Here is a 19,963-nt window from a genome sequence, read left to right on the forward strand (position 1 = left end):
TCCGGATACCGCATACCTCCGGCGTACCAGCCCGGACGGACCGCGTCACCGGTCCCGACACAGATCCAGACCCCGAAACGCCGAAGTCAGTAACGCAGGCGCCCGCCGTGTCCCCAGCTATGGTGACTGCGATCACCCAGCATGTCCTGCCGGGCGGGAGCGGCGTTCAGGTAGAAACGGGCAGCGCAATGGGCGGAGCCCAGCTCATGGCGCACATCGAGAACCTTGAACAGCATCCGGGCGGGTACAGTCACGCTGACCAGAACAGACGTGTGACTCCTGCGGTCATCCGCTTCACGCAGCACCTCGCGGCAGTCTGCGACCACGATCTTGAATCGTGCCAGAAGCTGGGCAAGTGGGGCCGGCAGGTCGCCGGGCGGCTCGGAGTCGATGCCGACACCCTTGATGAACTGCGCGATGCCGCTCACGCCTGGGCTCACACACTCAAAGGGTTCAGCAACACCCCGCGTGTCGTGGTCCAGGTCTATACCGACTGCTCCGCCAAGAGGTTCACCTGCGTGGTCTGGGCCGACCCGGGCACAGGTGAACTCGCTCGGTACACGCACCCGGACAACGGAGATTCACTCACCCCAGCGCGGGCAGTCCAACTGATTGAGCGCGCCATCAGATCGCTGTCGGTCAGCGACGCGGCAGCTCCCGTGGTAGAGATCGTGCTGGACCCCGAGGACATGCTCAACGTCCCCGTACATACCTGGAACGGTGCCGAGTCCGACGGCCTGATTCCCCTACTGCTCGCCGTACGCCGTCGAATAGCCCTGCGCTGCGCCCCGCTGGCCAGCATCGAGCGCGAAGAGGACCGCCGCGCCAGACTGGAGAGACGGTGGAACCGCTGCGTCGACGGAAAAACGGTCTACCTTGATGAGTGGCACGTCCAGGATTGGCGCGCCTACGGCGCACTGGAAGAAGACCACGATGCCGCCCGCGTGGTCGTGCGCGCCGGACGCAACGACAGCGCGTCAATGATCCAGCTGGCCCTGCACCTCGGCTACCCCGTGATCATGTGGGATCACGACGCCACTGAAGCAGTTGCCGACACCCACTTCGTATCGCTCGACCCCGAGGGCACACTCCAGGGGCTGCCCGAACGCGTACGCAGCTACTGGGCGAAGGTCCACAGGGACTCTTCACGTCACCCGGCGCGGCCAGCTCTCCTACTGGACAGTCCCCACCGGCAACTACCTCCTGTACTGGAGATGACCCGACAGTCCCTAAGCGACGAAGCGAGTATGTGATGACCGGTCACACCGAGCCCAGCCCTGGCCATGACACGCCTGTCCAGGCCGAGGAACCCACATGGCAGATCTTCCGGGGCAACGGCGAGAAACGCACCGACGTCCTCCTTCCTGATGCACCGCCCTGGCGCCGCTTCCGTTCCCCCCAAGACGCGAGGCACGACACGAGGACGGCGAAGGCGGAGGATCACCCGACCGGCTATGTGATCGGCCGCGCCGAGACCGATGTGGTCAACGCCGCCCTACACCTGCGGCGCCCGCTGCTGGTCACCGGCCATCCCGGAGTGGGTAAGACCTCACTCGCTCAGGCCATCGCCTACGAGCTGGACTTGGGCAAGGTGCTGCACTGGCCAGTCAACAGCCGCTCCACCCTGCAGGACGCGCTGTACCGCTACGACGCCATCGGCCGCCTCCAGGAGAGCAATCTGCCTCGCGCTGACAGCGAGGTGGCGCCGCCCATAGGGGACTTCGTGAGGCTTGGCCCGCTCGGAACGGCCCTCGTGCCCACCGACAAGTCCCGAGTCTTGCTCATCGACGAACTCGACAAGGGAGACGTGGACCTGCCCAACGATCTCCTCACGGTGTTCGAGGAGGGCAGCTTCGAAATCCCCGAGCTGTCCCGCCTGCCCGAGTCACAACCAGAAGTCGAGGTGTTCACCGCGGACCGCGGCGGTCGCGCGACCGTGGAGCGCGGCTACATCACATGCACACAGTTCCCCGTCGTGGTTATCACCAGCAACGGCGAACGTGACTTTCCCCCCGCCTTCCGGCGGCGTTGTCTGCCGCTGCACCTCGCCGACCCCGACGAGCAGCGGCTCAGGGAGATCATCACCCAGCATCTCGGCACGGACGCGCTTGCCGCCGCGGATGATCTGGTGGAGACGTTCATGAAGCAGCGCGCAGTCGGGGAACTCGCCACCGACCAGTTGCTCAACGCCGTCTTCCTGCGCAACGGAGGAGTCCACCTCAATCCCGAAGGGCTGCTGAAGACCGTGCTGCACCGGCTCAACTCGGGTGGATGAGCCATGCTCCGGGACCTGCAGCAGATCCTGCGCACCGCCGGGATCCCGCTCGGCGACGAAGAACTCCTCGACGCTCTATGGCTGGTCTCCCGGCTACCCGAAGGCCCGGACACACCCCTGGCCGCACGGCTGGCGGCCGCCCAGGGAGCTTCCGATCACCATGCAGAGGGTGCCCTCAGGGTCGCTGCCCCGATCCGGCCGGGCGACCACCTCATGCCGCCACAGCCAGCCCGTGCCCCCACCCCCGGGAGCGAGTCCGACACCTCCCAATGGGAGACACTCCCGGACGCCAAGAGCCTGACACCCCTCGCCGGCGCCCGGCATACCGGGGATCCGGCAGACTTCGAACTGCGCGTTCCCGGGCTCAAGGCCCTGGGGTCCGAGCTAGCTTTCAGCCGCGCCCTGCGCCCACTCAAACGCCGCATCCCCAGCGCCTTCCACACCGAACTGGACGAAGCAGCCACCGCAGCAGCCCAGGCTGACACCCGTGTCCCCCAAGTGGTCCTGCAGCCCCAGCCCGAGCGGTGGCTCCGGCTGACTCTCATCATCGACAGCGCAGCCTCAATGCTGTTGTGGGAACGCCACTGCGCCGAACTTCTTGCCGTCTTCCACCGCAGCGGCGCCTTCCGACAGACCGAAGTCCACCAATTGCGCTATCGCCCCCCACATTCCCAGCAGTCCGTCGTGCTCACCCGGCCCTGGGACAGCGAGAGGGCGACGGCGCTGCCCCCGCACTGCGTGACGGACCCCTCCGGACGCACCATGGTCGTCGTCGTCACCGACGGCGCGGCCCCTGCATGGCACGACGGCCGGATGCACGCTGTGCTGAAGAACTGGGCCACTGCGGGTCCCACCGCGCTGATCCAAGTCCTGCCACGCCATCTGTGGGCGGGCACGGGCGTCGCCGGAGACACATGGCACATCACCACACCACGCCCAGGGGCACCCAACACCGATTGGCACGTGACCCACCCGATCCTGCCGCCGGCACTCTCCGGATTCCCCACGCCCCCCATCCCCGTGATCGAGCTGACACCGCCCGGGCTCGCCTCCTGGGCCACCGCGCTCACCACCCTCGGCCAACCCGTCCCGCTGCGCTTGTGGGAACCCCGCTCCGCGCCCGCCCGGCCGACCGCCGCCGCCACGGCCCGAGCCTTCAGTCGCACCGCCTCCCCTCAAGCAGTCCGGCTCGCCGCCCACCTCGCGGCCATGGCACCCCTGACCGTGCCCGTCATGCAGCTGGTCCACTCCTGCCTGCCCGGCAGCGACCGAACCACAGCCCTCGCCGAAGTCTTCCTCGGCGGCCTGCTCAAGCCCCTCGCTCAGGCAGGGCAGTCGCCAGCTGGCATCAGACACCGCCTCTTCGACTTCACCGCCGAAGCTAAGGACCTGCTGCTGGACACGGTAGCGACAGCGGAACTCATCTCGTGCAGCCGCCGTGTCGGCGAGCGGATGGAGCGTCTCGTGGGCCGCTCCCCGGACTTCCCCGCCTGGCTGCTGCAGCCAATCCAGAAACTCCCTCTCACAGACCGGCCCCAGCCCTTCGCGCACATCGGACAGTCTCTGCTAACCCGCCTCGGACGCGGCAACAACCCCGATCTCCCCGAACCCGACCTTGAGAACCACCGCGCGGCCGGGCCACATCCCACTGTGGTGGTCCTAACGGCCCACCCCCTCACATACGAGGCCGTGCACACCCACCTCACCGACACCGAGACACTCGTGCACGCACCCACCGGCACCCGCGCCAGGCGCGGCCGCCTGCCCGGCACCCCCTGGTACGTCGCCCTGACGCAGATCAGCGAGGGTGCCTCGACCGCCGCCACCATCATCGAGCGCATCCAGACCTGGCTGAAGCCGCAGGCGCTTTTCTTCGTCAGCGTCGCGGGCGGGCTGAAGGACAACATCAAGATCGGCGACGTCGTCGTCGCCACCAAGGCCTACCACATCAGCGGCGTCAACCAGACTGCCGAAGGCTTTTCCGTACGTCCCCAAGCCTGGCGCTCCTCTAAGCACCTGGAGGAGGCTGCCCGCCATGCCTTGCGCGGCCAGGCCCACTTCAAGCCGATCGCCGTCGGCCACGTCGCCTTCTCCGACGCCACCTCCGCGATCGCCCGCCACCTCGCCGAGCACTACAACGACGCCGCCGCCGTCGACATGGAGGGCACTGGCATCACCCAGGCCACCCACCTCGCCGACACCCTGATCATCTGCGGCATCAGCGGCACGGCCGACTCGAAGCAGCCAACCAGCCCCACAACCGCGCACCGCCGTGCCGCCGAAAACGCAGCAGCAACAGCAGCAGTCACCATCCTCCATGTACTGAAGCCGTCCACAGCACGCATACAGGAGCCACAGCTCCCGCCTTCCGCCAGCCAAGCCGACCAGAACCATGCCGGAGACGACGGCTCCATCGGCCGCATCCCTGACCCGTCAGCAGAGCAACCAACCGAGGGAGAATTTCTGGAGGAAACCGCAGCTGCTCGCGAACGGCACGGATCACAAAATGGCGGCATCTTCTTCCACACGGTGATGCAGGGCCAGGACATCCCCGTGCAACTGCCCTCACGCATCTCCCTATCGCTGTCGGGCCTGCCGCCCGCCTCGCCGGCCTTTACCGGCCGCGAGAGACAGGTGCAGGAACTGCTCGCATCCCTGGCCCCCGATGTGGCACGGCAACAGCCGCTGCTGGTGGCCGGGCTGGCCGGGGTTGGTAAGACCGAACTCGTCGTGCAAGCCACCAACCGGTCCCTACAGCAGGGCTGGTTCCCCGGTGGGGTGCTGTTCGTCGACCTGTTCGGCTACGACACCGAACGCCGTCTCTCCCCCGAGCGCGCTCTGGAAGGCCTGTTGCGCGCCCTGGGCATGCCCGCTACCCACATCCCTCCCGACCTGCAAGACCGCGTCCGTCTCTACCGCAGCGTGCTCGCGGCCTTTGCCGAACAAGGCCGGCGGATCCTGGTCGTCATCGACAACGCCGCCACCGCGGAGCAGGCCCGCCTCCTGCTGCCCACCGACGGCATTACCGCGGCCCTGCTCACCTCCCGACATTCCCTCGATCTTGAAGCCCGCCATTTCGACTTGGCCTTCCTCGACGAGCATGCCTCCATCGAGGTGCTCCGCCAGGCTCTCCACCAGGCACGCGGCGCAGGCGACACGCGCATCGAAGACGCCCCAGAAGCGGCTTCGACCATCGCCCAGCTGTGCGCGGGCCACCCGCTGGCCCTGCGCATCGCAGCCAGCCTGCTCGCCGACACCCCCACCCGTCCCCTGGCCTCCTTCGCCCAGGCCCTGCAGAACGCCAACACCCGGCTGGAGCAGCTGCGCCGCGAGAACCGCACGGTGCTCGCCGCCTTCGACCTGTCCTACCAGCTCCTTGACGATGAGCACGCCCGCCTTTTCCGGCTGCTCCCACTCAACCCCGGCCCCGATCTGTCTACCGAAGCCGCCGCCCACCTCGCTGGCGCCGAGCCATCGCAGCTCGAGGAGCTTCTGCGGGATCTGGCACGTGCCCACCTGATCGAGCCCGGACCCAGCTGGGGCCGCTGGCGCCTGCACGACCTAGTCCGCCTCTACGCCGACCAGCAGGGGGTTGAACACGCCAACACTGACCGGCGCGAGGCGGCCCGCGCCCGTCTCTTCGAGTACTACCGGGACACCGCCCACGCCGCCGACGCTCTCCTGGACGCCCGGCCCGCTGCGCCGTCGTCCCGGTTCCCCGACCGCGCCGCCGCCTTGGCCTGGCTCGACAGCGAACGCCTCAATCTGATCGCCACCGTCACCACGGCCCCTAGCCTCGGCCACCCCGGCACCAGTACCACGCTCGCCTCCGCGCTCGCCCGATACCTAAGCGACCGCGAATTGTTCGACGACTGGATCGCCATTACCACCACCGCCTTGGCCGCCTCCCGCGAGACCGGCGATCGCCACAACGAAGTTACGTTGCTGAGCAATCTCGGCACTGCCCTCACCGAGGTGGGACGGTTCGATGAAGCCATCGAAGCCCACAGCCGAGCCGCCTCTGTCTTCCGCGAACTCGGCGACCACCACAGCGAAGCCAGGGCGCTAAACAGCCTCGGCACCGCCCTCGCCCAGGCGCACCGCCCCAATGAAGCTACCGAAGCCCACAGCCAAGCCGCGGCCGTCTTGCGTGAACTCGGCAACCACAGCAGCGCAGCAGAGGCTGCCGCCGAGGGCGGCGCAGTCCGCCTGGCCACCGGGCATGAGCTGGCAGGCGAAGGAGACTCCCCGCGCGTCGTCCCGTATGCGATGACCGGGGGGCGCACACGGCCTCGCTATCGACTGGCCGTGGAAGCGCTGGTTGTCACAACAGCTGACCCCGCCCAGATGCAAGGGCTGCTACCCGAACATCAACGGATCTGCCACCTGTGCCGCGAGGTCAAATCAGTCGCGGAGATCTCAGCGATCCTGAACATTCCCCTTGGTGTTGCCCGGATCCTCGTTGCCGACCTAGCGGAGGCCGGACTTGTCGCCCTCAACGACCCCGTCGGCGACGAACGCGGCCTGGCACGGCCGGACGTCACGCTGATGGAGAGGGTGCTCAGTAGGCTGCGCGAGCTATAGGGCACTGCTCAGGTCTTTGGACGGGTGACGCCGGAGAGCAACTGCGGCACCGGCGGTCCGGATCGCGTTCAGGGATGGGTCAGCAACGACATCAGCCCCCGCTCGCGTGCTGTGACTGGCCCCATGGGGTGCTTAGAAGTCATCTCATTTGGTCGGGATAAGGTGTCGGTCGCGGTTGACTCACAGGGGTGTCGGTGCAGTTCGCCCCAGTGGATGGATGGACCAGGCGGTGCGTCAGAGCGGTGCGAGCCCTGGTTCAGTACGCACCCGTTGAGGCGGACGGAGCAGGGACATGGACGACCGAGATGGCCTCGCCGGTCTGATCCGCTTGTTGCCTCCGCCGGTCGGAGCGGGGGCGATGGTCGACTGGGAGGCTGTGCAAAGGGCCTGGGGGCTCGTGTTCCCCTCAGACTTCAAAGGGTTCCTCGCGCACTACGGTGATGGCCTGTCGGATCTGGATCTCAGTGTGCTGGTTCCTTCCGCCGTGACTCCTGAGACCTGTGACGAGCCGGGCGCACCGAAAGGCGGCATGGGGTTCATCACCGCGGACACTCGAGCTACGTGGGTGGACACCGAACACAACGACATCAATGCGGCAGCCGAGGATCTGGTGGCCTGGGGAGCGGATGGTAGTGCCGACCTCTACTGCTGGCTCGCCCACGGCGAACCCGACGACTGGCCGGTGGTGCTCTTCAGCCACGGCGAAGACACCTGGACGCGCTTTGACTGCGGCATGACGGAGTTCCTGTGCAGGGTGTTGAGCGCAGACAGCCGGGCCGAGGCCATGCAGGATTCTGCTCTGTGGGGCGCGGGCTTGCGCAGACTCTGAAGTTGTTTGGTCTGCCTCATCTGGTGAGTCGGCGGTAGCAGATGAGGGTGCAGGCAATGGCGGCGAAGGCAAGGAAGTGTTCGGCTTTGCGTTCGTAGCGGCGGTGGAGTCTGCGGCAGCCGGCGAGCCAGGCGACGGACCGTTCTACGACCCAGCGGTGGCGGCCCAGGTGGGTGGAGGACTCGATGCCGCGTCGGGCCAGGCGGTGTGTGATGCCCCGGCTGCGGAGCCATTGCCGCAGGTGGCGGTAGTCGTAGCCCTTGTCGCCGTGCAGCTTGCCGGGCTTGCGGCGGCGCGGACCGCGTCGCGAACGGATCGGCGGGATACCCCGCACGAGCGGCTCCAGGCCCTGGCTGTCGTGCATGTTCGCACCCGAGATGCCCACCGACAGGGGTAGGCCAGTCCGCTCGGTGATCAAGTGGATCTTCGACCCGTACTTGCCCCGGTCCACAGGATTCGGACCTGTCAGGTCCCCTTTTTCAGGGCCCGCATGTTCACCGAGTCGATCACACAGCGAGACCAGTCCAGTTCTCCGCGGGCACCGAGCTCGTCAAGGACCAGGCGATGGAGCTTCGCCCACACCCGGGCCCTCGACCACTCGGTGAAACGCCGGTGAGCCGTGGGTCCCGAAGGGCCGAACGAGGCGGACGGCAGTTGCTGCCACGTGCAGCCCGATGTGGCCACGAACACGATCGCGGCCAGCACCTCCCGATCTCCGTGCCGACGCCGACCACCTCCCTGAGGCCGACTCGGAGCCTCCGGCACCACACGCTGGAACAACTCCCACAGCTCATCCGGCACCAGCCGCTCAACGATCCCCACGCCCGAAGCTTATCGAACACCCAAATGAGATGACTTCTTAGTGCCAGGTGCGTACGGCGACAGTCGTTGCCCTCGCGGTGGATGGGGCTAGGTTTGCCCTTATGAGTGTACGGGGGTGGAGCTATCGCTACGTGGGACCTGACGACCTGAGGACCCTCATCCGAGCGGGCGGCGAGGGCCAGAGCATGCGCTCGCCGGCGGACTTCGACGAGTGGGCATCGAGCCGGCCCGCGGAGGAGTTCGCAGAGCCCTTCACCTTCGTTGTCGATGCCGCCGGGGTCCTGCGGCTCGCCTCCCGCCGTAGTGAGCACGTGGTGTGTGCCGGCGGAGACGCAGTCCTGAGCGCTGGCGAGATCAGCTTCCGCGCAGAGCCCGGTCGGTGGGCTGTCGATGAGATCAGCAACCAATCGACCGGCTACTGCCCGGACATCAGCTCGTGGCCGTCCGTTGCTGAGGCGCTGGATCGCGCCGGCGTCGCCCGACCGTCCGGCTTCACGCACGAGGTGATCTTCCGGCGGTGCCCATCCTGCCAACAGATCAACATCGTGCGTGAGGCCGACTTCGTCTGTGTCTTCTGCAACGGGATCCTGCCGCAGGAGTGGAATGTGGACGGACCTGGGCGGTAGGGCGTGTTTCAAAAGCCCGCTTCGAGTGAGCTGTCAGTCGGTGGCGAGGATGTCGGAGAGACTCACAGCGGGGCGGTCAAGTATGTCTGTCAGCACGCGCTGTTGGCGCTCGGTCAAGGAGGCAACGAAGATCACTGCGTCAGCGTTGGCCTGGTCACAGGCCTGAGCTACCTCGCGGACTTTCCCGTAGCTCAGCAGAGTCCGTGAGGAGTAGGGCAGACCCATCTTCCGGACCCCGCCGTCCGAGACGCCTCGCCGTTGCACAATCTGTGCGACGACCCGAGCGCCGTGCGCTGCCAGTTCTGTGGCTGCCGACGCCATGAGCGTTTCGAAGTCCTTCTGCTTCGCAGAGAAGTAGCCGACCAGGACTACATCAGCGCCCACGGCCGTGAGTCGGAACGCCCGGCGCTGGGCCGGCTCCGACGGCACACGGCGAGCCAGGCGCCGATCGCGTCTTCGGAGCTGATGCATGCGCCACAGGCTAGATGCCTTGTTGCCTGCAGCGATACCTGGTTTCTCTGACCGAGCCTGGCGAGCAAGATCAGAGCCACTCGTTGATGACGGCGATCGTGACGGTGGCCGCGTAGCCGCAGATGGTCGTCACCATCCAGCGCCGACACCCCGCTCGGACCGGAGCAGGCAGCCGAACGGCTCGGGGTCCGCAGGGTCGAATTCGACTGGATGCTGCGCCTGACGTGGATCAGGCCCGCCGAATCGGTCGAGGTCCGTTTCGGCACCTCCCGGGCCGGGGCCGTCGACGTCGCGCTCTACACGACCGAGTCCGTCGACGCACTCGCCGCGCGGACCGATGTCGACTGGGAGCAGCTGCGTTCAGTCGAGAAAGGCCGGCGCTCCCCGCTCGCGGCGCTGGCGAAGCAGGCCGCCGTGGCGTGACGCCGGTGGGCCCGGATGACCGGCAGTGCGTTGAGCTTCGGACCGCCTTCTGCCCCACCGCGTCCGGAGGCTTCCTCCAGGGCGGTGAGGAGTTCGTCGACCGTCTGCCCACCGCGCCCGGGGACGCGGCAGATCCGCCCGTTGCGGCCGGCGAGCAGCCCGCCAGGAACCGCGGCGAACAGCACGGATGACGCGGCACGGTAGCTGGCGTGCATGAAGACCCCTCACGAGCAGGCAATGGCTGGGCACATACTGCGGGTGCCCGCGATTCGCGAATGACCGCTCCAAGGCACCGCCTCCTGGCCCCACCACGGCCCTCGCCATGCGCCCGGTAACCCCCACCATGCCTGGTCAGCGCCCTGACCGGGCATGGTGGCCCTGATCGTGCATCCCGGTGGTCAGCGGGTACCGGGCGGGCTGCTGTCGGCGGTCGCGGTGGTGGAAGCAGGCAGGGCCTGGGGTGGGTTGTGACATCGATTGAACGGACTGCGTATCCGCGGTTCAAGCGGCTGATCACCGCGCATGAGCTGCATCTATTCTTCTCCCCGAGTCGCGATGAGCTGGAGTGGGCGGCCGATGCCACGGACTGCGATGAGCATCTGCTGGCCTTGCTGTTGATGCTGAAGTCGTACCGGCGTATGGGGTGTTTCCCGGCGCTGGATGACGTCCCGGAGATGGTGGTGGACTTCGTACGGCGGGCGGTGGAGCTACCGGAAGGCACGCCGCCGGTGTACCGGGCGGAGCGGACTGCCAAGCATCACCGTGGTCTGGTCCGCAAGCAGGCCGGCGTGACATACGACCAGGCCAAGGCCCGGGGGATCGTCGAGCAGTCGATCCGCAAGGAGGCCGCGGCGAAGAACCGCCCGGCGGATCTGAGCAACATCGCGCTGGAGAAGGTGGTGGAGGCCGGGCTGGAGCTGCCGGGGTTCTCGACCTTCGACAAGATGGCCTCGAAAATCCGCACCGAGGTGAACGCCTCGATCCGCGCGGGTATCCACGACCGCATGAGCGCCGCTCAGCGGGCGGGGCTCATGCGGCTGCTGGAGGAGCGCGACAGCGACGGGACGACGCTGTTCAACCGGCTGAAGAAGCCCGCCAAGGGCCCGACCTGGTCACACTTCAAGAACCTGACCAAGCGTCTGGAATCGATCTTGCTTCGTCGTTGTGTTCCTGCTCGGTGACCGGGTCAACATGCCGTCCATGGTCAGTGCCACGAGCCGGTCCGCCTGCTCAAGGGGCATGTGCTCGCGGGTCCAGGCGGCGGCGTTCATCAGGGCGAAGATGTCGGCGCCGGTCACGTCCCGGCGGAGGGCGCCGACCGCTCGGGCGTTGACGATCAGCTGGTCGCTGATGTCTGTCATACGCACGCAAGAGGCATGGAGTTCGGACTCCTGGTCACCCAGGCCGTCGGCCAGCACAGCGGCCAGCCCCTGGTAGGCGGCGGCGTGCTCGACTACCGCGTACACCCACCGGATGAGCGCTTGCACGGGCGGGGAACTGGTGAGCAGTTCCTGCCCGTGCTGGAAAAGGGCCTGATTGCGTTCGCGTAGCAGTGAGCCGACGAGGGCGCGACGGTTGGGGAAATGGCCGTACAGCGTGCCGATCGCGACGCCGGCCCGTCGGGCGACGCTCTCCAAGGGCGCGTCCGTGCCCTCTTGACGGAAGACCGCGTCGGCCTCGGCCAGGAGGCGATCGCGGTTGCGCCGAGCGTCGGCACGCGGCCGGCGGCGCGGGGGCTCGGTCATCTTCTTCGCTCCTTGCTAATTCGAGGAAGCCTCAGGTTAACTCTTTCCGAGGGTCCCTCAGGTTAGCGGATTTGGGGGCCGCCGTACCCGTTGAGGGGACTTACATGATCTTGATAACGGGAGCCACCGGCTCCATCGGCAGGTCTTTGGCGGGCCAGCTGCGTCAGGCCGGCGCGGCGTTTCGGGCGCTGGTCCGCGACGAGGCCAAGGGGCGGGCAATGGGGTGCGATTTCGTCGTCGGCGACTTCGACGACCCAAACTCGATCATCGCAGCGCTTGACGGCGCGGACCGGCTGTTCCTCAACAGTGCGGGCGCCCAGCCGGTGGACGGGGAGCAGCCGATGATCCGTCAGCAGAAGACCGTGATCGACGCAGCGCGCGGGACCGGCATCACGCATGTGGTGAAGGTGTCGGTCTGGCAGGCTCGCCAGGGGGCGAAGCTCTCCCAGGGCGCGCACTGGGAAATCGAGGAATATCTGCAGGCGTCTGGTCTCGCCTGGTCGCTGCTGCAGCCCGCTGGCTTCATGCAGAACTTCCTCACGCCGGAAGCGTTCACCCCTGACGGAAACCTGATCAGCAGCTACGGCAGCACTCCCGTCGCCCACATCGACTGCCATGACATCGCGGCCTGCGCGGCCGTCCTGCTGGCAGGGTCGCTGGCCCAGGAGAAGGCTTTCGTACTCACCGGCCCTGAGGCGCTCACCGACGCCGAGGTCGCCGACAAGGTTTCGTCCGCGCTCGGCCGGCCTGTGGGACGTGCGGAACTGCCCCCCGACTCTCTAGCCGCCGCCATGAGGTCCCAGGGCCTACCGCCCCGATTTGCCGACGATCTCGCCTTCCTGGTTAAGGAGGTCGCCGCCGGATCCCAGGCCACGACCACGACCACAGTCCGCGATATAACCGGCCGGCCAGCGCGCACATTCGACGACTTCCTGGCAGCCAACCTGCAATCCTTGCGGGCCGTCGCCGTTCCACCGACACCCTGAGTACCCCAATCGGAGATTCCGGACTCAACTCATGAACCAAGCATGAACCCGGCCGCTGCCGGCCAGTCGGTATTGCTGCCGCAGTGAATGCCGGATTTACTGCGGCAGAGCCTCTACGGTGATCTTCGCGACCTGCGGCGGACTCTCCGGCCGCAACAGGCGAGGTGTACGCATTTACTGCGGCTGTTCCGGAAGGGCGGGACTGACGTGACGATCGAACCGGTGACCGAGTCCGTGAGTGGGAGCGCGCTCCGGCTGCCGCGCGCCCGGGTGGTGCCCCTGTCCCCCGCTCCGGCGTCGTACGCCGCGGCGGTCGAGCGGTACCTCACCGGCGCGGGCATCGCGAAGTCGTCCGCGCGGATTTACCGGATCTCGCTGACGACGTGGGGATGGATGCTCGCCGGCGAACCGGCTCCGACCGGACCCGTCCCTCGGGGCGCGAAGCCGCCCAACTTCCCCGTCGCCGCGATCGACGACCCGGCGCTGCCGGAGGTGCTGGCCGGGTTGGCGGCGGCGAGGGCTGACGAGATGGACGCCGACACCGTCAACCGGGAGCTGTCCATCGCGCGCAAGGCGATCGGCTGGTGGCAGCGCCAGGGCTGGATCGAAGGCGATCCCACGATCGGCATCGAGCGGCGGCCGGCACTGCCGGACCGCGCCAAGGCCCTGGCGGAGAACCAGATCGCCGCCCTATGGCGGCTGGACGTGGCCCTGCGGGAGAAGACGCAGTGGAAGATGCTCTACGAGTCCGCCGCTCGGGCCGACGAGGTGCTGTGCCTCAACGTGGAAGACCTGTACCCGCAGGACAAACGCGGGAAGATCACCGCCAAGGGCGGGGCGACCGAGTGGATTCACTGGCAGTCCGGCACCGCCCAGCTCCTGCCCCGCCTGATCGCTCGCCACACTCGCGGCCCGCTGTTCCTCACCGACCGCAAGGCCCCGGCCGGAACGCCGACGCTCGACGTGTGTCCGGAGACCGGACGGGCCCGGCTCTCCTACCGCCGCGCTGAGGAGATCTTCGAGGAGAACACCCGGCTGCTGGCCAACCCGCTCGCCTCACCCGAGGATATCGAGGACCTGGACGGCTGGACCCTGCACAGGCTCCGGCACAGTGCCCTGACGCACGACGCGGAAGACGGCACCTCCACCCCGATGCTGCTGGCCCGCTCCCGCCATGCCTCCGTCCGTTCCCTGGAGCGGTACGCCCGCCCCAGCGTCGACTCAGTCGCCCGGCACGTCGCCGCACGTAAATCCGAGCGGATCAGGGCTTCAAGATCATCCCGTTGCCCCTTTGGCGCGTATCTCGGTCACACCCCATGAGCGTCTACGTGGTCGTCTTCCTGATCCTGGTCGCGGTATGGGTCGTGGCTGGCCGCTACTTCGCCACCCGCCCCGTCATCGCCAAGACCCTCGCCCGCTGGGGCCACATCCTGCTGCCCGTCGTCCTGATCGGCATCGGCCTGCTCATCCTCATCGAGGGCGGCGCCTTCGGACTGGGACACGGGTGACAGCGGCCGCGCTTGGGTGCGAGGACGCGGCGTCTCACGACAGCACCAGCAGCGGCCGCCGCCGAACGCTCATCGCGGCACGGTCTGGGTGACGCGCCACAGGCGGCGGGGCAGCTCGCCCTCCTCGAAGGTGTGGACCGCGTCCAGGTTCCAGCCATCGGCGAGGGCGTCGACTAGTGTCTCGTGATCCTGGTCATGGAACCTGCGGCTTCTGTGATCGTTGAGTCTGGTGTGGATCTCACCTCTGAACAGATGGCAGAACTGCGGGAGTTGGCAGGGTCGCGGGATGTTCCGGCCGATGTGGCGCTTCGCGCACGGATCGTGTTGTGGTCCGGCGAAGGACGCCGGCGCAAGGACATTGCCGGGCTCGCCGGTGTGGCGCCGCTGACGGTGGACCGCTGCAAGGCCCGTTATGCCGCGCGGGGCCTTGCTGGTTTGGAGGAGAAGCGCCGCGGCGGGCCGCGTACCCAGGTGCCGCCGCAGGTGCGGGCCCGGGTGATCGCTTTGACGAAGATGTCCCCGCCGGCGGAATCCGGCCTGTCGCACTGGTCGACGCGGACGCTGGCCGACCACCTGAAGCAGCGGGAGGGCATCTCGGTGTCGTGGCATTACGTCGCCCGCGTCTGGCGTGAGGAGAATCTGAAGCCGCACCGCTCGGGCACCTTCAAGATCTCGAAAGACCCGGCGTTCGCGGAGAAGGTCGCCGATGTCGTCGGTTTGTACCTGGCCCCGCCCGGCGGCGCCGTGGTGCTGTCGATCGATGAGAAGACGCAGGTGCAGGCCCTGGACCGGACCCAGCCCGTGCTGCCGGTGGCCTTCGCGGCCACCGAGAAGCGCACCCACGACTATGTGCGGCACGGCACCACGAACCTGTTCGCCGCGCTGAACGTCACGACCGGTGAAGTGCTGGGCGAGTGCAGGCCGAACCGGAACGGCGCGACCTTCCTGGCGTTTCTGAAGAAGGCCGTCAAGCCACATACGGGGAAGGAAATCCATATCGTCCTGGACAACCTCTCCACGCACACCACCCCGGACGTGAAGGCGTGGCTGGCGAAGAACCCGCAGGTTCACTTCCATTTCACGCCCGTCGGGTCCTCATGGTTGAACCAGATCGAGATCTGGTTCGGGATCATCACCCGGCAGTCCATCCGCCGCGGCACGTTCACGAGCGTCAACGTCCTGGCCAAACAGATCCGCGACTACATCGACTCCTGGAACGAGAACGCGAAACCCTTCACCTGGACCGCCACCACCGACGAGATCCTCGTCAAGGTCCGACTCGTCCAGACCAGCGTGAAGAAACTCGTCAATAACAACGCGAAGTAACGCAATCAGGATCACGAGACACTAGGCAGTCTTACGCCTCTTCCGCGGGAATGGCCGGCCGTGTCCCGTAGCGGTTGCGCATCGCGTCGCTGGCTGCGGGGCCTGCGGTGAAGACGTAGGTCGAGCTGTCGTCGAGTCGGCGGCCGGTTTTGGCGTCGACGACGACGGGCTCGACTTCCTCGCCGGTGTGCGCGTCGATGAGGATCACGCTGCGCTCCGTCGGCGTGAGGCGGGAGTTGCCCCACGCGGCCAGGGCGACGATCACCGGGCGCAGGGAGCGCCCGAGTTTGGTGAGTACGTACTCGTGCCGGACGGGGCTGGTCTGGTAGGGCCGGCGCTCCAGCAGACCGTCCGCGACGAGAGTCTTCAGCCGGGTGGTGAGCATGCTGGAGGAGATGCCCAGGCTCTCCTGGAACTGGTCGAAGCGGGTGTAGCCGTCGAAGGCGTCGTGGAGGATCAGCAGTGTCCACCACTCGCCGACGTGTTCCACCGTCGTGGACAGCGGGCACTCCCGGTCCTCCAGCCTGATCCGACTTGCCACGGCGACCATTCCCCTCGGTTACTGCTAAAGTCGAAGTTACTGGCTTCTATTTTAGCAGTAATGATGGGAGCGGCGTCTCGTATGCCCGCGCCCGGGAACGGAGCACAACGTGACCACATCCATCAGCGAATCCCTCGAAGGCCGACGCGCTCTGGTCACCGGCGGCACCAAGGGCACCGGAGCCGCGATCGCCCGACGGCTCGCCGAGGCCGGCGCGACCGTGCTGGTCACCGCCCGCAGCCGCCCCGACGACGTCGAGGAGAAGACGTTCATCGCCGCCGACCTGTCCACCGCCCAGGGCGCCGCCCACGTCGCCTCCGAGGTGGACGCCCGCGTGGGAGGCGTCGACATCCTGGTCAACACCCTCGGCGGCTCCGAGGCACCGGCAGGAGGATTCGCCGCGCTCGGCGAGGACGACTGGGCCAGGGAGCTGAACACGAATCTGCTGGCCGCCGTCCGCCTGGACCGCGCCCTCCTCCCGCACATGATCGCCAAAGGCAGGGGTGCGGTCGTGCACGTTACCTCGATCCAGCGCCGCATGCCGCTGTGGAACGGAACCCTGGCCTACGCCGCCGCCAAAGCCGCCCTAACGACCTACAGCAAGGGCCTGGCCAACGAGGTCGCCCCCCGCGGCGTCCGCGTCAACACCGTCTCACCCGGCTTCGTCCAGACCTCGGCCGCCGACAACCTCGTCGCCCGGATCGCCCACGACGCCGGTATCACCCAGGAAGCGGCGCTGGGCCGGCTCATGGACTCCCTGGGAGGCATCCCGCTCGGCCGTCCCAACCAGCCCGAGGAAGTTGCCGAACTCGTCGCCTTCCTCGTCTCCGACCGCGCCTCGGCCATCGTCGGCGCGGAACACGTCATCGACGGCGGCACCACCCCCACCGTCTGAACCCGCCACCGCCATCAGGAATGTCATGCACGACAACCAGCCCCGGACCATCACCCCGGACGCCCTGCCCAAGGTGATCACCCGCTACCTCACAGCGCACCACGCCCATGACACCGCCACCGCGGTCACGGCGTTCACCGACGACGCCACAGTGATCGACGACGGCAACACCTACCAGGGCACCGCCGCGATCGAGCGATGGCTGGACCGATCCGCCACCGAATTCACCTACACCATCCACCTAACCGGCACCCAGCAGACCGACACGGCCCACTACATCGCCACACACCACCTCGAAGGCAACTTCCCCGGAGGCACCATCGATCTCCGCTACCAGTTCACGCTCCGCGACGACCTCATCGAGCACCTCGACATCGAACCCTGAGCCCGCTCCCACGCCACCTGTCGCCGCCTACAAGAGAAGCCCCACATACCCGGACCGCCCCGTCCCAGCCATCGTGCCCAGCCAGCCACCCGGCCCGGGGCCAGCCCTCCAGTTCGGCATCCACCCTCAGATCAGCACGTGCATGCCCGAGGGAATCAAGGCGAGCAACTCCGGGGCCATCCTCAGCACAGGGTGAGGAGATGCTGGATCCCGGACCGTGGCCGCCGCGCATGCGCGGGAGGTGTCCCCATTCCTGCCCGGCGCCCTGCAGGAACATCGACACGCCTGGGGTGGGCCCACATACGCGGCAGGGACAGCTGCCCCACGAGATAGGCGGGCCTCCCTCGTGGAGCAGGCTCCTATTCGGTCATTGCCCGCGCAGCCGACGGCCCGAAACGAGCCCGCAGTCGGAGCGACCGACAGATCAACAGCTAGGACACCCGAAGGGTCAGTCATAACACCACTCAGGCCGCCCCGGCGAAACAGTCGAAGCACGAGCCGACCCGACCCTGGACGGGACAATGCCCAGCCGGCGGCAGGCGCGGCGGAACTTCCGCGAGGCGTACCTCGCTGCCGCGATCGCTGTAGAAGATCACGCCGCGGACCTCGCCGCCGAGGGTCGCGGCGGCCATGTGCAAGGCAGCGACGACCAGTTCGGCATCGTGACGTGCCCCCATCGCGTAGCCCAGCAGACGCCGGGAGAAGAGGTCGATGACCGTGGCCAAGTACAGCTTGTCCTGGCCAGTTTCGATCTCCGTCATGTCCCCGCACAAGACCAGGTTGGGTGCCTCGGCGGTGAAGTCCCGCCGCACGAAGTCCAGGGCAGCCGACCGCTTCCCCGGGCGGGTCAGCCCCCGGCGTCTGCACACCTTCCGCGCGACCAGACCGAGCTCGGCCATGATCTTCGCGATGGTGTTCACCGAGACCCGCCAGCCCTGCCGGACCAGCCTGATCCAGTTCTTCGGCGAGCCGTAGGTGCCGCCGGAGTCGTCCGCGGTACGGAAACTTCCGAGAACGAAAGGAAATCCGCAGCCGCGTGGGCTTGTTCGTTGTCTTCTGCCCTCTTTGACGCGAGTGCCGGCGGCACATCGGTCCGGGCGCCCGCAGTGCCCGGTTGGCGGGCCCTGCCTGGGCCCGCCAACCGGGCGGACGAGTGCCGAGGGAGGTTCCGAGAGTCGGAATGGTCCACTTCTGGCTGGCGCTGGCGTTGCAGCCTGAGTTCGGCTTCGATGTGGCGTGTACGCGGCCACCACACGCCGTCCAGGACTCCCCCTCGGGAGCTCGTGGTCTCCAGCCGCAGCAGGGCCATACCCGGGTTTCACCGCCCGGTGGATCGCGTACGGCAGGAGCAGCGGGGTGTCTGGGGGGCGGAGTCAGCCATGGTGGGTCCGCCCGTCTACGAAGTACGGCTGTCGCCTCGTCGCGGGTGGGCACCTCTGCCGGTGCCCGGTCGGCAACATGCGGGGCCTACCGTCATTTCACGGTACCCCCGCCTCCCTCGTCGCAGCACGTCCGCTGCATCGTTCACCAGAAAATACCTGGTCAGAACGGTCAAAGCCTGCCGAACGGGCGTACGGTGAAAGTACCGGGAGTACTTCGCACACCGGCTTCCACGCGGGTGTCGTTTCCGGCGATCACGAAAAACCGGGCTGCCGACGGGCAGCCCGGGGGCAGGTCCCCATCATGACCACCACCCTCGACCGGACCGCGCCGCGCGACCTCGCCGCAGAGCTCCCGGCACGCTTGTCTCTCACCCCGAAGACCACCCTCGCCGGCCAGCTCGACGGGGCCTGGTGGCCCTATTCACGCAATCTCGTGGCGGAACTTCCGCCGCTCGCGGCCGCACTCGACAAAGTCTGGGGACGCATCACACGCGTCACCGTGAACCCCACCCGCTGGCCCGTCATCCCGTACAAGGTGCCTGTGGCAGGGCACGCCGTGCATGTGGGCTGGTTCACCGAACAGCACCCCGACAAGCTGATTCTGCTCTCCTACACCGTCGGTCGCTGGGACCTGCTGGTGATCCCGCCCGAGACGGAGCCCGCCGCCGCGGCCCGCCTGATGGCCGCCGCAGCAATCCCCGGGAGCGTCCTCACCGCCGGCGTTCTGATGGCCGATGAAGCCGTGATCGGGCGCGGCATCCGCGACACCCTGCGCCGGGAGGCCAGCTGGGAAAGCGAGGGCGGGGCCTGCATGTCCCCCTTCGGAAGCCCGATGGACAGGCGCGCCCTCCCGCTGCCCGGCAACACGTGGAGGTGAGCTCCATGGAGACCCTCGTCCTCATCGCGGCGATCATCCTCGCGACCGGCATCGGGATACTCGTGATCCGCCTGCTCAACGCACAGCACGACGCCCGGATCGCGGCCCACCACTACAGCGACCCCCTGCCGAGACCTCCCCGCCAGCCGGACGACACCAGTCGTCGAGGCCACCGTACGCATGCCGGCCGGTGAAGAAGCACTTCCGGCCCCGGGCGCGGGCGCGGGGGGGGGGGCCGGGCCCCCCCGCCGGCCCCGCAGCCCCGCGCGACGCACCCCCACGGGAGAA

Annotated in this window: 20 protein-coding genes and 1 pseudogene; 15 read left to right on the top strand and 6 right to left on the bottom strand. The window is 67.7% G+C overall.

What is annotated here, in order from left to right:
- Positions 1 to 206: 206 nt before the first annotated feature.
- The 4 genes from ABT114_RS48705 (at position 207) to ABT114_RS48720 (ending at position 7,688) form a co-directional block, all read left to right on the top strand.
- On the top strand, positions 207 to 1,253 hold the full coding sequence (locus ABT114_RS48705; protein WP_351153397.1) for a VMAP-C domain-containing protein: 1,047 nt from the start codon (positions 207 to 209) through the stop codon (positions 1,251 to 1,253).
- Positions 1,253 to 2,275 (top strand): AAA family ATPase, encoded by a 1,023-nt coding sequence (locus tag ABT114_RS48710; RefSeq protein WP_502988528.1) that lies wholly within the window; start codon positions 1,253 to 1,255, stop codon positions 2,273 to 2,275. Before ABT114_RS48705 ends, ABT114_RS48710 begins: the two co-directional genes overlap by 1 nt.
- A gap of 3 nt (positions 2,276 to 2,278) precedes the next feature.
- Positions 2,279 to 6,859, top strand: a complete 4,581-nt coding sequence (locus ABT114_RS48715) for an SAV_2336 N-terminal domain-related protein (RefSeq protein ID WP_351153402.1) — start codon at positions 2,279 to 2,281, stop codon at positions 6,857 to 6,859.
- A gap of 292 nt (positions 6,860 to 7,151) precedes the next feature.
- Positions 7,152 to 7,688 (top strand): SMI1/KNR4 family protein, encoded by a 537-nt coding sequence (locus tag ABT114_RS48720; RefSeq protein ID WP_351153405.1) that lies wholly within the window; start codon positions 7,152 to 7,154, stop codon positions 7,686 to 7,688.
- A gap of 16 nt (positions 7,689 to 7,704) precedes the next feature.
- Here ABT114_RS48720 and ABT114_RS48725 read toward each other — a convergent pair.
- Positions 7,705 to 8,504, bottom strand: a protein-coding gene (locus ABT114_RS48725; protein WP_351153440.1) for an IS5 family transposase whose coding sequence is annotated in 2 segments (ribosomal slippage) — positions 7,705 to 8,165 and positions 8,165 to 8,504 — 801 coding nt in all. Because the reading frame shifts where the segments join, the coding sequence is not laid out codon by codon here.
- Between the two features lie 107 nt (positions 8,505 to 8,611).
- On the opposite strand from ABT114_RS48725, the gene ABT114_RS48730 reads away from it, so the two are divergent.
- Positions 8,612 to 9,136, top strand: a complete 525-nt coding sequence (locus ABT114_RS48730) for a hypothetical protein (protein ID WP_351153443.1) — start codon at positions 8,612 to 8,614, stop codon at positions 9,134 to 9,136.
- Between the two features lie 33 nt (positions 9,137 to 9,169).
- Here the strand turns inward: ABT114_RS48730 and ABT114_RS48735 are convergent, their stop codons facing one another.
- Positions 9,170 to 9,607, bottom strand: coding sequence for an HflX-like GTP-binding protein (locus ABT114_RS48735; RefSeq protein ID WP_351153407.1), 438 nt, complete (start codon positions 9,605 to 9,607; stop codon positions 9,170 to 9,172).
- 210 nt (positions 9,608 to 9,817) lie between these two features.
- Here ABT114_RS48735 and ABT114_RS48740 point away from each other — a divergent pair, with 210 nt between their 5' ends.
- Positions 9,818 to 10,030 (top strand): hypothetical protein, encoded by a 213-nt coding sequence (locus ABT114_RS48740; protein ID WP_351153409.1) that lies wholly within the window; start codon positions 9,818 to 9,820, stop codon positions 10,028 to 10,030.
- A gap of 467 nt (positions 10,031 to 10,497) precedes the next feature.
- Positions 10,498 to 11,211: a DUF4158 domain-containing protein gene (locus ABT114_RS48745; protein ID WP_351153411.1), complete on the top strand. Its 714-nt coding sequence runs from the start codon at positions 10,498 to 10,500 to the stop codon at positions 11,209 to 11,211.
- Here ABT114_RS48745 and ABT114_RS48750 read toward each other — a convergent pair.
- Complete coding sequence (locus tag ABT114_RS48750; RefSeq protein WP_351153412.1) at positions 11,143 to 11,775, bottom strand: TetR/AcrR family transcriptional regulator; 633 nt, start codon at positions 11,773 to 11,775, stop codon at positions 11,143 to 11,145. The genes ABT114_RS48745 and ABT114_RS48750 overlap by 69 nt on opposite strands.
- Before the next feature lie 104 nt (positions 11,776 to 11,879).
- Here ABT114_RS48750 and ABT114_RS48755 point away from each other — a divergent pair, with 104 nt between their 5' ends.
- From ABT114_RS48755 to ABT114_RS48770, 4 genes are all read left to right on the top strand, one after another.
- Positions 11,880 to 12,761 carry an NmrA family NAD(P)-binding protein gene (locus tag ABT114_RS48755; RefSeq protein WP_351153415.1) on the top strand — a complete coding sequence of 294 codons (882 nt, stop codon included), beginning with the start codon at positions 11,880 to 11,882 and terminating at the stop codon, positions 12,759 to 12,761.
- Positions 12,762 to 12,983: 222 nt separating this feature from the next.
- On the top strand, positions 12,984 to 14,081 hold the full coding sequence (locus tag ABT114_RS48760; RefSeq protein ID WP_351153418.1) for a tyrosine-type recombinase/integrase: 1,098 nt from the start codon (positions 12,984 to 12,986) through the stop codon (positions 14,079 to 14,081).
- Positions 14,078 to 14,269, top strand: coding sequence for a cadmium resistance transporter (locus ABT114_RS48765; protein WP_351153420.1), 192 nt, complete (start codon positions 14,078 to 14,080; stop codon positions 14,267 to 14,269). Before ABT114_RS48760 ends, ABT114_RS48765 begins: the two co-directional genes overlap by 4 nt.
- A 183-nt stretch (positions 14,270 to 14,452) precedes the next feature.
- Entirely contained in the window at positions 14,453 to 15,595 is a 1,143-nt protein-coding gene (locus ABT114_RS48770) for an IS630 family transposase (RefSeq protein WP_351153423.1), read from the top strand.
- 31 nt (positions 15,596 to 15,626) lie between these two features.
- Here the strand turns inward: ABT114_RS48770 and ABT114_RS48775 are convergent, their stop codons facing one another.
- Entirely contained in the window at positions 15,627 to 16,145 is a 519-nt protein-coding gene (locus ABT114_RS48775; RefSeq protein WP_351153426.1) for a winged helix-turn-helix transcriptional regulator, read from the bottom strand.
- Positions 16,146 to 16,245: 100 nt separating this feature from the next.
- Between ABT114_RS48775 and ABT114_RS48780 the strand changes: the two genes are divergently transcribed.
- Both ABT114_RS48780 and ABT114_RS48785 read left to right on the top strand, forming a co-directional pair.
- Complete coding sequence (locus ABT114_RS48780; protein ID WP_351153428.1) at positions 16,246 to 17,031, top strand: SDR family oxidoreductase; 786 nt, start codon at positions 16,246 to 16,248, stop codon at positions 17,029 to 17,031.
- Positions 17,032 to 17,056: 25 nt separating this feature from the next.
- Entirely contained in the window at positions 17,057 to 17,416 is a 360-nt protein-coding gene (locus ABT114_RS48785; RefSeq protein WP_351153431.1) for a nuclear transport factor 2 family protein, read from the top strand.
- Between the two features lie 464 nt (positions 17,417 to 17,880).
- Here the strand turns inward: ABT114_RS48785 and ABT114_RS48790 are convergent, their stop codons facing one another.
- Both ABT114_RS48790 and ABT114_RS48795 read right to left on the bottom strand, forming a co-directional pair.
- Positions 17,881 to 18,669, bottom strand: coding sequence for a DDE-type integrase/transposase/recombinase (locus ABT114_RS48790; protein ID WP_351153433.1), 789 nt, complete (start codon positions 18,667 to 18,669; stop codon positions 17,881 to 17,883).
- Positions 18,633 to 18,768, bottom strand: a pseudogene (locus ABT114_RS48795) (DUF5994 family protein); the annotation flags it as partial. The pseudogene ABT114_RS48795 and the gene ABT114_RS48790, both read right to left, overlap by 37 nt.
- A gap of 331 nt (positions 18,769 to 19,099) precedes the next feature.
- Here ABT114_RS48795 and ABT114_RS48800 point away from each other — a divergent pair.
- Both ABT114_RS48800 and ABT114_RS48805 read left to right on the top strand, forming a co-directional pair.
- Positions 19,100 to 19,675 (top strand): DUF5994 family protein, encoded by a 576-nt coding sequence (locus ABT114_RS48800; protein WP_351153436.1) that lies wholly within the window; start codon positions 19,100 to 19,102, stop codon positions 19,673 to 19,675.
- Between the two features lie 5 nt (positions 19,676 to 19,680).
- Positions 19,681 to 19,869, top strand: a complete 189-nt coding sequence (locus tag ABT114_RS48805) for a hypothetical protein (RefSeq protein ID WP_351153438.1) — start codon at positions 19,681 to 19,683, stop codon at positions 19,867 to 19,869.
- Positions 19,870 to 19,963: the final 94 nt, after the last annotated feature.

It is taken from the genome of Streptomyces sp. NPDC002088, assembly GCF_040296605.1.
Lineage (GTDB): Bacteria > Actinomycetota > Actinomycetes > Streptomycetales > Streptomycetaceae > Streptomyces.

What these genes read in the sequence shown, in the direction of transcription:
- ABT114_RS48720 (WP_351153405.1), top strand. Translation starts at nt 7,152, where the DNA reads ATGGACGACCGAGATGGCCTCGCCGGTCTGATCCGCTTGTTGCCTCCG.
- ABT114_RS48740 (WP_351153409.1), top strand. Translation starts at nt 9,818, where the DNA reads ATGCTGCGCCTGACGTGGATCAGGCCCGCCGAATCGGTCGAGGTCCGT.
- ABT114_RS48775 (WP_351153426.1), bottom strand. Translation starts at nt 16,145, where the DNA reads ATGGTCGCCGTGGCAAGTCGGATCAGGCTGGAGGACCGGGAGTGCCCG.
- ABT114_RS48750 (WP_351153412.1), bottom strand. Translation starts at nt 11,775, where the DNA reads ATGACCGAGCCCCCGCGCCGCCGGCCGCGTGCCGACGCTCGGCGCAAC.
- ABT114_RS48715 (WP_351153402.1), top strand. Translation starts at nt 2,279, where the DNA reads ATGCTCCGGGACCTGCAGCAGATCCTGCGCACCGCCGGGATCCCGCTC.
- ABT114_RS48735 (WP_351153407.1), bottom strand. Translation starts at nt 9,607, where the DNA reads ATGCATCAGCTCCGAAGACGCGATCGGCGCCTGGCTCGCCGTGTGCCG.
- ABT114_RS48705 (WP_351153397.1), top strand. Translation starts at nt 207, where the DNA reads ATGGCGCACATCGAGAACCTTGAACAGCATCCGGGCGGGTACAGTCAC.
- ABT114_RS48730 (WP_351153443.1), top strand. Translation starts at nt 8,612, where the DNA reads ATGAGTGTACGGGGGTGGAGCTATCGCTACGTGGGACCTGACGACCTG.
- ABT114_RS48710 (WP_502988528.1), top strand. Translation starts at nt 1,253, where the DNA reads ATGACCGGTCACACCGAGCCCAGCCCTGGCCATGACACGCCTGTCCAG.
- ABT114_RS48755 (WP_351153415.1), top strand. Translation starts at nt 11,880, where the DNA reads ATGATCTTGATAACGGGAGCCACCGGCTCCATCGGCAGGTCTTTGGCG.
- ABT114_RS48785 (WP_351153431.1), top strand. Translation starts at nt 17,057, where the DNA reads ATGCACGACAACCAGCCCCGGACCATCACCCCGGACGCCCTGCCCAAG.
- ABT114_RS48765 (WP_351153420.1), top strand. Translation starts at nt 14,078, where the DNA reads ATGAGCGTCTACGTGGTCGTCTTCCTGATCCTGGTCGCGGTATGGGTC.
- ABT114_RS48805 (WP_351153438.1), top strand. Translation starts at nt 19,681, where the DNA reads ATGGAGACCCTCGTCCTCATCGCGGCGATCATCCTCGCGACCGGCATC.
- ABT114_RS48800 (WP_351153436.1), top strand. Translation starts at nt 19,100, where the DNA reads ATGACCACCACCCTCGACCGGACCGCGCCGCGCGACCTCGCCGCAGAG.